Source organism: Bradyrhizobium sp. STM 3809, assembly GCF_000239795.1.
Lineage (GTDB): Bacteria > Pseudomonadota > Alphaproteobacteria > Rhizobiales > Xanthobacteraceae > Bradyrhizobium.
On the sequence record NZ_CAFJ01000234.1, the window covers coordinates 18,703 to 27,554 of the forward strand.

General features: G+C 66.6%; 7 protein-coding genes and 1 pseudogene. 6 read left to right on the forward strand and 2 right to left on the reverse strand.

The features are described 5' to 3' along the window. Nucleotides 1-87: 87 nt before the first annotated feature. Nucleotides 88-2,319, reverse strand: a complete 2,232-nt coding sequence (locus tag BRAS3809_RS12830; protein WP_008962523.1) for a putative bifunctional diguanylate cyclase/phosphodiesterase — start codon at nt 2,317-2,319, stop codon at nt 88-90. A 367-nt stretch (nt 2,320-2,686) separates the two neighbouring features. On the opposite strand from BRAS3809_RS12830, the gene mepA reads away from it, so the two are divergent. The 4 genes from mepA to BRAS3809_RS34835 all read left to right on the forward strand — a co-directional run bounded on the left by mepA (nt 2,687) and on the right by BRAS3809_RS34835 (nt 4,926). Continuing rightward, the gene (gene mepA / locus BRAS3809_RS12835; protein WP_008962525.1) at nt 2,687-3,628 is read left to right on the forward strand and encodes a penicillin-insensitive murein endopeptidase; all 942 of its coding nucleotides are present in this window, start codon (nt 2,687-2,689) and stop codon (nt 3,626-3,628) included. A 183-nt stretch (nt 3,629-3,811) separates the two neighbouring features. After that, a complete protein-coding gene (locus BRAS3809_RS12840; RefSeq protein WP_008962526.1) occupies nt 3,812-4,324 on the forward strand; it encodes a hypothetical protein in 513 nt (170 codons plus the stop codon). 70 nt (nt 4,325-4,394) lie between these two features. Beyond that, entirely contained in the window at nt 4,395-4,613 is a 219-nt protein-coding gene (locus BRAS3809_RS12845) for a hypothetical protein (protein ID WP_008962527.1), read from the forward strand. Then, a complete protein-coding gene (locus BRAS3809_RS34835) occupies nt 4,600-4,926 on the forward strand; it encodes a type II toxin-antitoxin system RelE/ParE family toxin (protein WP_083839099.1) in 327 nt (108 codons plus the stop codon). Before BRAS3809_RS12845 ends, BRAS3809_RS34835 begins: the two co-directional genes overlap by 14 nt. A gap of 16 nt (nt 4,927-4,942) precedes the next feature. On the opposite strand, the gene BRAS3809_RS12855 is transcribed toward BRAS3809_RS34835, so the two are convergent. Then, a complete protein-coding gene (locus BRAS3809_RS12855; RefSeq protein ID WP_008962529.1) occupies nt 4,943-6,736 on the reverse strand; it encodes a potassium/proton antiporter in 1,794 nt (597 codons plus the stop codon). 209 nt (nt 6,737-6,945) lie between these two features. On the opposite strand from BRAS3809_RS12855, the gene BRAS3809_RS12860 reads away from it, so the two are divergent. Next, a complete protein-coding gene (locus tag BRAS3809_RS12860; protein ID WP_008962531.1) occupies nt 6,946-8,262 on the forward strand; it encodes a mechanosensitive ion channel family protein in 1,317 nt (438 codons plus the stop codon). A gap of 278 nt (nt 8,263-8,540) precedes the next feature. After that, nucleotides 8,541-8,852 (forward strand): annotated as a pseudogene (locus BRAS3809_RS12865) (hypothetical protein); the annotation flags it as partial.

Genomic DNA, 8,852 nt, shown 5'->3' on the forward strand with positions numbered 1-8,852 from the left:
GATGGCCGGGACAAGCCGGCCATGACGACGCGGAGAGAGCCAGCCACAAGCTGAAGTTTTCGGGCGGGGTCGCGGCTAAAGCTGTGACTAAGCCACCATCGCCTTCCCCGATAGCGCGCCGTCCGCGGCGTCGCGCTGCGCCTGCAGCAGGCCGACGATCTCGGCGTTCGGCCGCGGGCGGCTGAACAGATAGCCCTGCGCCTCGTGGCAGCCTTCGGCGCGCAGGCAGCGCAGCTCGGCCTCGGTCTCGACGCCCTCGGCCGTGATCGTCACGCCGAGGCCCTTGCCGAGGCTGACGATGGAGCGGACGATCGCCTGCGCCTCGCGATTGGCGGCGAGGTCGCGGATGAAGGACTGGTCGACCTTGATCTTGTCGAACGGGAAGCTGCGCAGATAGCTCAGGCTGGAATAGCCGGTGCCGAAATCGTCCATCGAGATGCGCACGCCGAGTGCGCGCAGCGCATGCAAGGTCGCCAGCACCTGGCCGCTCTTCTCGAGCACCAGCGTCTCGGTGATCTCGAGCTCGAGCCGGCTCGCCGGCAGGCCGGACTGCTTGAGCGCGTCCATCACCAGCGACAGCACGTTGCCGACGCGGAACTGCAGCGGCGACATGTTCACGGCGACGCGGACCGCGTCCGGCCATTTCGCCGCATCGCTGCAGGCCTGGCGCAGCATCGAGCGTCCGAGTCCCGAAATCAGCCCGGTCTCCTCGGCGATCGGAATGAACTCGGACGGCGGAATCATGCCGCGTTCAGGATGCGGCCAGCGCACCAGCGCCTCGAAGCCGGTGATGCGGCCGGTCACGAGATCGATCAGCGGCTGGTAGTGCGGCTGCAGCAGGTCGCGCTGGATCGCGTCGCGCAGCTCGATCTCGATCTTGCGCCGGCTCTGCGCCCGCGCATCCATGCCGGTCTCGAAATAGCTGAACGTGCCGCGCGTCTCGGTCTTGGCGCGCGACAGCGCCATGTCGGCGTTCTTCAGGAGCTTCTCGGCATCGTCGCCGTCGTTCGGCGCCATCGCGATGCCGATGGTCGCGCCGATCGTCACCGAGCTGCCGTCGATCAGATAGGGATCGGCGATCGCCTGCAGCAGCCGCCGGCAGAGCTGCGCGGCATCTTCGGGCCGCGCCAATCCGCCTTGCACGACGGCGAACTCGTCGGAGTTCAGCCGGGCGACGATGTCCTCCTGGCGCAGGATCGAGCGCAGCCGCTTGCCCACCCCGCGCAGCAGCCGGTCGCCGACGCCATGGCCCAGGGTGTCGTTGATCGACTTGAAATTGTCGAGGCCGAGCACCAGCACGGCGATCTTCTCCGAGCCGCGCCGCATCTGGATCAGCTTGTCGTCGATCTGCTGGCGCAGCAGGTTGCGGCTCGGCAGGCCGGTCAGCGCATCGTGCTGCGCGAGGAAGGCGAGCCGCGCCTCGGCGCGCTTGCGCTCGGTGATGTCCATCAGCGCCAGCAGCACCGCGGGCTGATCGTTGTGGACGAGATGGCGGGAATAGATCGCGAGGTCGATCAGCGTGCCGTCGGCACGGACATGCTTCCAGGTGCGCGCCGCCTGCTCCTCGCCGGACTGCTCGCCGGCCCACGGCGTCTCGCTCTCATAGGCCTGCAGATTGCGGATGCTGAGACGCTCGAACGCTGCGCGGCTGTAGCCGTAATGCTGGGCCGCGGCGGCGTTGACGCCGAGCACGCTTCCGTCGTCGCGCGCGCACACGATCATCGGCACCGGATTGCCGTCGAACAGCAGCCGGAACGACTCCTCGCGCTGCTTCAGCTCGGTGATGTCGACGCGCAGGCCGATGATGCCGCCGTCGCCGGTGAGACGCTCCTCGATCAGGATGGTGCGGCCGTCGGACAGCTTCTGCTCGTGACGGCCGCTCGGATGGAACAGCTTGTCGAGCCGTTCGGCGATCCATTCGTCCTCGCGGCCGACCGCTTCCGGATAGTCGCCGCGCGCCACGCCGATGCGGATCGTGTCCTGCAGCCGCGCGCCGGATTCGAACAGGTCGGAGCTGCGGTTGTAGATCTCGGCGTATTTCTTGTTCCACAGGATATAGCGGCCGTCGGCATCGAGGAACACGATGCCCTCGGGCAGGATGTCGATTGCCTCGATCAGGCGGTCATGCGCCTTCTTCGCCTCGGCGATGGCGGCCTGCGCCTCGGCCCGTGTGCCGGCGATGTCATCGGCCGCGGGCCTCTCCCGCAGATCGTGCCGCCCGAGCTTCGGGACCGGTCTGACCGGACGGGACCCAGCGCCGGGCACGCGCCTCTGCGTCCTCGGCTTGACCTTGGGCTTCGTTGGCCGAACAGGCCGCATCACACGCCTCACTCTCCTTCAGACTTCGGGTTTTCGGCCAAGTGTCTGAAAAATTGGTATCAAGATGCAGGCTGATACCATCTCTGATTGCGCGAGCAAGGCCAGCGCTTCTCGCGTGGCGAGCGGTCATATCGACGGGCATGGTCAATCAAACCTGTCCGCGCACAACCAGCGGTAAGTGCCGCCAGCCGCCGACTGCGGCAAAGGACGCGCATGCCGTGCATTCGGCGCCGTGAGAACGTCCGTTTACCGAACAACGTCAGGCTATTGAGCCGTGTTGAGCGGGTTCCGCCAATCCCACCGCAGGGTTACCAGCCGCTTAATATCGCCCCCTACCCTGCCGGCCGGCAGCAGCTAGACTGGCGCCATGCGCATCCGCCTGATTCTGATCGCCATCGTGAGCTCGGCCATGGTCGCCGCCGCGGCCCCCGCGCGGGCTCAGGACAAGGGCAGCGTCGAGCCCAAGGCGCTGCCGCCGCTGGCCCATCCGGACGATCCCAATACGCCGGCCAAGGAGCTGTTCGCGCGCCGCATCCTGCCCTCGGCGCAACAGACCAAGGTGATCGGCACCTACAACCGCGGCTGCATCGCCGGCGCCGAGCGGATGCCGATCAATGGCGACGACTGGCAGGTGATGCGGCTGTCGAGAAACCGCAATTTCGGCCATCCGCTGCTGATCGCGCTGCTCAAGCGCCTCGCCGCGCGGGCGCACAAGGACGCCGGCTGGCCCGGCATCCTGGTCGGCGACATCGGCCAGCCGCGCGGCGGCCCGGCGCTGAGCGGCCATGCCAGCCACCAGATCGGGCTCGACGCCGACATCTGGCTGACGCCGATGCCGGAGCACCGGCTGTCGCGCAACGAGCGCGAGGAGATGTCGGCGGTCATGATGGTGCGGCCGGATCGCCTCGACGTCGACCCGCGCGTGTTCACGCCGGGACATCTCGCCGTGATCCGCGCCGCGGCGAAGGAACCGTCGGTGCAGCGCATCTTCGTCAACGCCGCGATCAAGAAGGCGCTGTGCCGCGACGCTCGCGGCGACCGCAGCTGGCTGACCAAGGTGCGGCCGTGGTGGGGCCACGACTATCATTTCCACATCCGCATGGTCTGCCCGCCGGGCAACCCGGATTGCCATGGCCAGACCGACCAGGAGGGCGGCGACGGCTGCGGCGATCTCGACTACTGGTTCTCCGACGCCGTGCTGCATCCGCCGCCTCCGAAGGAGCCGCCCAAGCCGCCGCAGCCGATCACCATGGCGCAGTTGCCGCCGGCCTGCCGCGTGGTGCTGCACGCGCCGGATGCCAAGAATTGAGAAGCCGAGAATTGAGGCAGGTGACACGAAGTTGAGAGTCGCGCCGGCCCACGGCGGCGCGCTAGACTGACCGCATCGCGCCGTAAGCGCGATCATCACCCATCGGGATGACGGTCCCGCGTTCTCATCGATCCGCTGCGCCCCAATCGAACGCAGCGCATCCGCGTTTGCGAGTCCGTCGTCATGCTCATCCGACCGTCCGGCGCGATTGCCGCCCTCCTCCTGTTCGCAACACCGGCCGCGTTCGCCGCCGAGCCCAGCGGCTGCGACAAGTTCAAATGGGACATTGCGCGCGAGCGCGCAGCGCTGACCTCAGCGGACCGCCAGCCGCTCGACTCCGGCGCCGAGCTCGCAGCACTGCCTGCATCCGCCGTGTCGCTCACGCTGCGCCCGCTCGCCGACGCCAGGCTGCCGACCCCGCCGGAGCGCGCGCCGAAGGACGGCAGCTTCGCCGGCTTCACGCGGACCACAGCCGCGCCAAGGCCGGGCATCTACACCGTGAGCCTGTCGGCCGCCGCCTGGATCGACATCGTCCAGGACGGCAAGGTCCTCAAACCGATCGCCTTCAGCGGCGCCACCGATTGCGACGGCATCCGCAAGACCGTGAAGTACGAGCTCGGCGCACAGCCCTTCGTGCTGCAGATCAGCGGCGCACCGGAGGCGGCGATCTCGGTCGCGATCCTGCCGGCGGAATGAGCGTTGCGAGTAACCCTCGGGTCGCAATTGACCGGTGCGCGTGTGCCGGAGATTTGCTATGATCTCGCCCATGATCAAGGCACTCGAATACGCAATCTCCGCACTCGAGCAGCTACCGGCGGCGGATCAGGAGCAAATCAGCCGCGAGCTGATTGCGCATGTTCAGAAGCTTCAGTCGCTTCGTAACATGCTTGACCAGGGCGTGGAGTCTCTCGATGCCGGCAAGGGTCAGACGCTGGATATCGAAGAGTTGATCAAGCGGAAAAACGCTGGACATGTCCGCGGGTGAACGTGCCGCGCTGTGGTCACCGGAAGCCATCAGCGATCTCGATCGTCTTTGGGAGTATCTAGCGGACACCGCCGGACCAGCAATCGCCGACCGCATTCTTCGTGATGTGCAGCGCGCCGTCACGGTGCTGATCGAGTTCCCACATGCGGGTCGGTCTCGTAGCGAGTTGCGACCAGGTCTTCGTTCGATACCCGTCGGCGCCCAGGTCGTGTTCTACCGCGTCGCAAAGAAAGGGCCGCAGATCGTCCGTGTCATCGACGCACGGCAGGACATCGTCGCAATCTTTGCAGACGTAGATCCAAAAGCGAAATAGCTCGAGACTGCAGTCTTCACACCCCCACCACTGACGACCACACGTCGGCGAGCTTGCGCTTCACCTGCTCCTTGCGCGTCAGCACCGGCTGTTCCTCCTCGTCCTCCGGCAGGCGCAGGCCGACGACGTTGACGCGGCCGCCGGAGATCGAGCGAGCGACCAGCACGATGGTGTCGAGCGCGACGGTGGAGCCTTCCTTCGGCGCATTGTCGAGATGGATGTCGAAATAGTCCGCCAGCGTCAGCTTGTCCTCGCCCTCGCCGAGCTTGACGCCGTAGATGCCGGCGACCTCGTCGAGCGTGTGCTCGGCCGAGACCATGAAGTCGCCGAGCAGATGCGGATCGGGCGCGGCGGACGGCGGCATGTCGACGAAGAAGCGGTCGAGCGATTCGGCCTTCTCCGGCGGCGCCAGCAGATAGAGATAGTCGCCCGGCGCGATCGGCTCGGCCTCGTTCGGTGACAGGATCTGCTCGTTGCGGATCACCAGCGTCGGCTTCGACCAGGACGGGATCAGGCCGCGCCTGAAATACAGGCTCTTCGAGCGGATCGCATAGCCGACGAGCTGCTGCTCGAGCTGGCCGGGCAGGTCGAGCTCGATGCGGCGCGGGCCGCGGTCGGTGCGCGGCAGCGCGACGTGCAGTTTTCGTGCGGCAATGCCGAGCGTCCAGCCCTGGGCCAGGAGCGAGATGATGACGACCACGAAGGCGACGTCGAAATAGAGATAGGCGTTGGAGAGCCCGACCAGCATCGGAATCGAGGCGAGGAAGATCGCGACCGCGCCGCGCAGCCCGGTCCAGGCGATGAATGCCTTTTCGCGCCAGTTGAAGCGGAACGGGCGCAGACACAGGAACACCGCGACGGGGCGCGCGACCAGCATCAGCACCAGCGCCACGGCGATCGCGGGCAGCAGGCTGTCGAGCAGCCGCTGCGGCGACACCAGAAGCCCGAGCAGCACGAACATCACGATCTGCGCCAGCCAGGTCGCGGCATCGAGGAAGGTGACGACCGAATTATGCGCGCGCGTCGGGCGGTTGCCGACGACGAGACCGGCGAGATAGACGGCCAGGAAACCGGAGCCGTGCGCGATCTGCGCCATGCCGAAGATGACCAGCGCCGCCGTGGTGACGAACGGCGCGTGCAGGCCCTGTGGCAGCGCGACCTTGTTGAGGCCGATCACCACCAGCCGGCCGCCGACGATGCCGAACAGCGTGCCGAGCACCGCCTCGCGCACCAGCTCGAACAGGAAATGGCCGATACTGCCGTGACCGACCGAGATCAGCTCGACCAGCATCAGGGTGAGGAACACCGCGAAGGGATCGTTGCTGCCGGACTCCGCCTCCAGCGTCGCGCCGACGCGCGGCCGCAGCCGCAGGCCCTGCGCATGAACCAGCAGGAACACCGCGGCCGCATCGGTCGAGGCGATGACCGCGCCGACCAGCATCGCCTCGGTCCAGCCGAGGTCGAGGGCGTATTTTGCCACCGGCGCGGTGATGGAGGCCGTGAGCAGCACGCCGGCGGTGGCCAGCACCATCGATGGCGCCAGCACGGTGCGGATGCTCTGGAAGCGCGTGCGCAGGCCGCCGTCGAACAGGATCAGCGCCAGGGCGACCGAGCCGACCAGATAAGTGGTGCGGACGTCCTGAAATTCGATATGACCAGGGCCGGAATCGCCCGCCAGCATGCCGATCACCAGGAACACCAGCAGCAGCGGCGCGCCGAAGCGCAGCGCCAGCAGGCTGGACAGGATCCCGGCCATGACCAGGATCGCGCCAAGGAGGATGGCAATGCTGACGGCGTCGAGGGATGTCATGAAAAAACGTTGATGTATCCGGATTTTACATCCTTATCGCCGCCACACTTGCACGCCAACCGGATTTGCTCATATCGCGGCGATATGCCCATTTTTCCATCCTTGCCCGCGTTCGGGGTATATTTCACGGCAATCGCGTGTGACGAAAACGAACTAAATCCCGCCGATCGGGCCACCCCGCGCCACTGTTCCCCTCCGAGACCCCGCTGATGGACCTCGACCTTAAAGACGTTCTCGACTTCCTCCAGACCGTTGCCCGCTCGATCGGCGCCGAGGTCACCTCGCCCTGGTTCTATCTGCAGCTCGGCATGGTGCTGAGCGGCGCCGGCATCGCCTTCGCGGCGAGTGCTGCGGTGCGTGCGCGCATCGACGTGACCTCGCTGGCGATGGGCTGGCCCGGCCCGTTGCGGCAGTTGCTGCGCGTGCTGCTGGAGAGCGTGACCACCGTCGTGTTCGTGATCCTGATGCGGATCGCGCGCACCGGCATGGTGCTGTGGACCTGGCCCAGCCGCTCCTATCTGCTCGCCGTCGCGCTCAAGCTGGCGCTGGCCTGGCTCGTCATCCGCCTGATCACCTCGGTGATCCGCAGCACCTTCATCGTGCAGATCGTGTCGATCTCGGCCTGGCTGGTGGCCGCGCTCAGCATCATCGGCCAGCTCGACAACGTTGTCGATGCGCTCGATTCCGTCTCGGTCGTGCTCGGCGGCCTCCGGCTCACGCCGCTCCTGGTGATCAAGCTCGGCGTGCTGCTGCTCGCGGTGCTCTGGCTGACCAACATCGCCAGCAACTTCGTCGAGAGCCGGATCACGCGCTCGACCGACCTGACGCCGTCGATCCAGGTGCTGCTGATCAAGATGGTCCGCATGGGCCTGATGATCCTCGGCGTCGCGATCGCGATCAGCGCAGTCGGCATCAACCTGTCGGCGCTCGCGATCTTCTCCGGCGCGGCCGGCGTCGGCATCGGTCTCGGCCTGCAGCGCATCGTCGCCAATTTCGTCGCGGGCATCATCCTGCTCGCCGACAAATCGGTGAAGCCGGGCGACCTCGTCACCATCGGTGACAGCTCGGGCCGCATCAGCGCGATGAACACGCGCTACATCTCCGTCGCCGCCGGCGACGGCCGCGAGTTCCTGATCCCGAACGAGGACCTGGTCACGCAGAAGGTCACCAACTGGACCTACACCGACAAGAACACGCTGGTGAAGGTGAACTTCGGCACTAACTACGACGCCGATCCCCGCGTCGTCGTCAAGCTCGCCACCGACATCGCGGCCGAGATGCCGCGCACGCTGAAGTCCAAGGCGCCGAACTGCCTGCTGACCGAATTCACCGAAGCCGGCATGAGGTTCTCGCTGACCTGCTGGATCGCCGATCCCAGCTACATGGACAGTGTCAAGAGCGAGGTGATGCTGGCGCTGTGGGACGCGTTCAAGCGCGAAGGCATCCGCGTGCCGTATCCGGTGCGCGAGCTGCGCGTGCGCGGCGGCGCATTGCCGGTCGAGACGACGGTCGAAGTGCCGAACTGATCTGCGAGGCTATGTGACAAATCCTGCGTCGCATCGACGCAGGATCCCTTCAAATGTGAGTTAGTTCATAGTTCACGCGAGAGTGAAGGTGCACACGCGCCTGCGCCGTTCGCACGGTATCGACGTGGTGGCCCTGTGCCTCCGCGTGTACCGAATGATCCATTCACCGCCTGTCCTGCTCTTTCTATCGTCCGCACGCTCAGCGATCCCGTCGTTGTCGCGCGACGGATCGCGATCGCAAGCAATTTGAATCGATCTGCGACCCAGGAGGGAAGACCATGGACGGACAACAAGTGAACGGTGCACTCCAGTCGACGGTGCCTTATGGCCTGCTCGCAGCCCAGCAGCTCGCACCGCAAGGTTTCGTCGGCAATTGGCTCGGCCAGTATGGCGCACCGCTCGGCGGCATGATCGGCGGCGCCTTCGGCCAGCAGGGCCTCGGCAACCAGATCGGCGGCGTCGCCGGACAGCTCGCCCAGCGCTTCCTGCCGTTCGAGGCCGCGCCGCAGTTCGCGCCGCAGGGCTTCTTCGGCAACCTGCTCGGCCAGGTCGGCGCTCCGCTCGGCGGCGCCATCGGCGGAGCGTTCGGT

What these genes read in the sequence shown, in the direction of transcription:
- BRAS3809_RS12855 (WP_008962529.1), bottom strand. Translation starts at nt 6,736, where the DNA reads ATGACATCCCTCGACGCCGTCAGCATTGCCATCCTCCTTGGCGCGATC.
- BRAS3809_RS34835 (WP_083839099.1), top strand. Translation starts at nt 4,600, where the DNA reads ATGTCCGCGGGTGAACGTGCCGCGCTGTGGTCACCGGAAGCCATCAGC.
- BRAS3809_RS12860 (WP_008962531.1), top strand. Translation starts at nt 6,946, where the DNA reads ATGGACCTCGACCTTAAAGACGTTCTCGACTTCCTCCAGACCGTTGCC.
- mepA (WP_008962525.1), top strand. Translation starts at nt 2,687, where the DNA reads ATGCGCATCCGCCTGATTCTGATCGCCATCGTGAGCTCGGCCATGGTC.
- BRAS3809_RS12830 (WP_008962523.1), bottom strand. Translation starts at nt 2,319, where the DNA reads ATGCGGCCTGTTCGGCCAACGAAGCCCAAGGTCAAGCCGAGGACGCAG.
- BRAS3809_RS12840 (WP_008962526.1), top strand. Translation starts at nt 3,812, where the DNA reads ATGCTCATCCGACCGTCCGGCGCGATTGCCGCCCTCCTCCTGTTCGCA.
- BRAS3809_RS12845 (WP_008962527.1), top strand. Translation starts at nt 4,395, where the DNA reads ATGATCAAGGCACTCGAATACGCAATCTCCGCACTCGAGCAGCTACCG.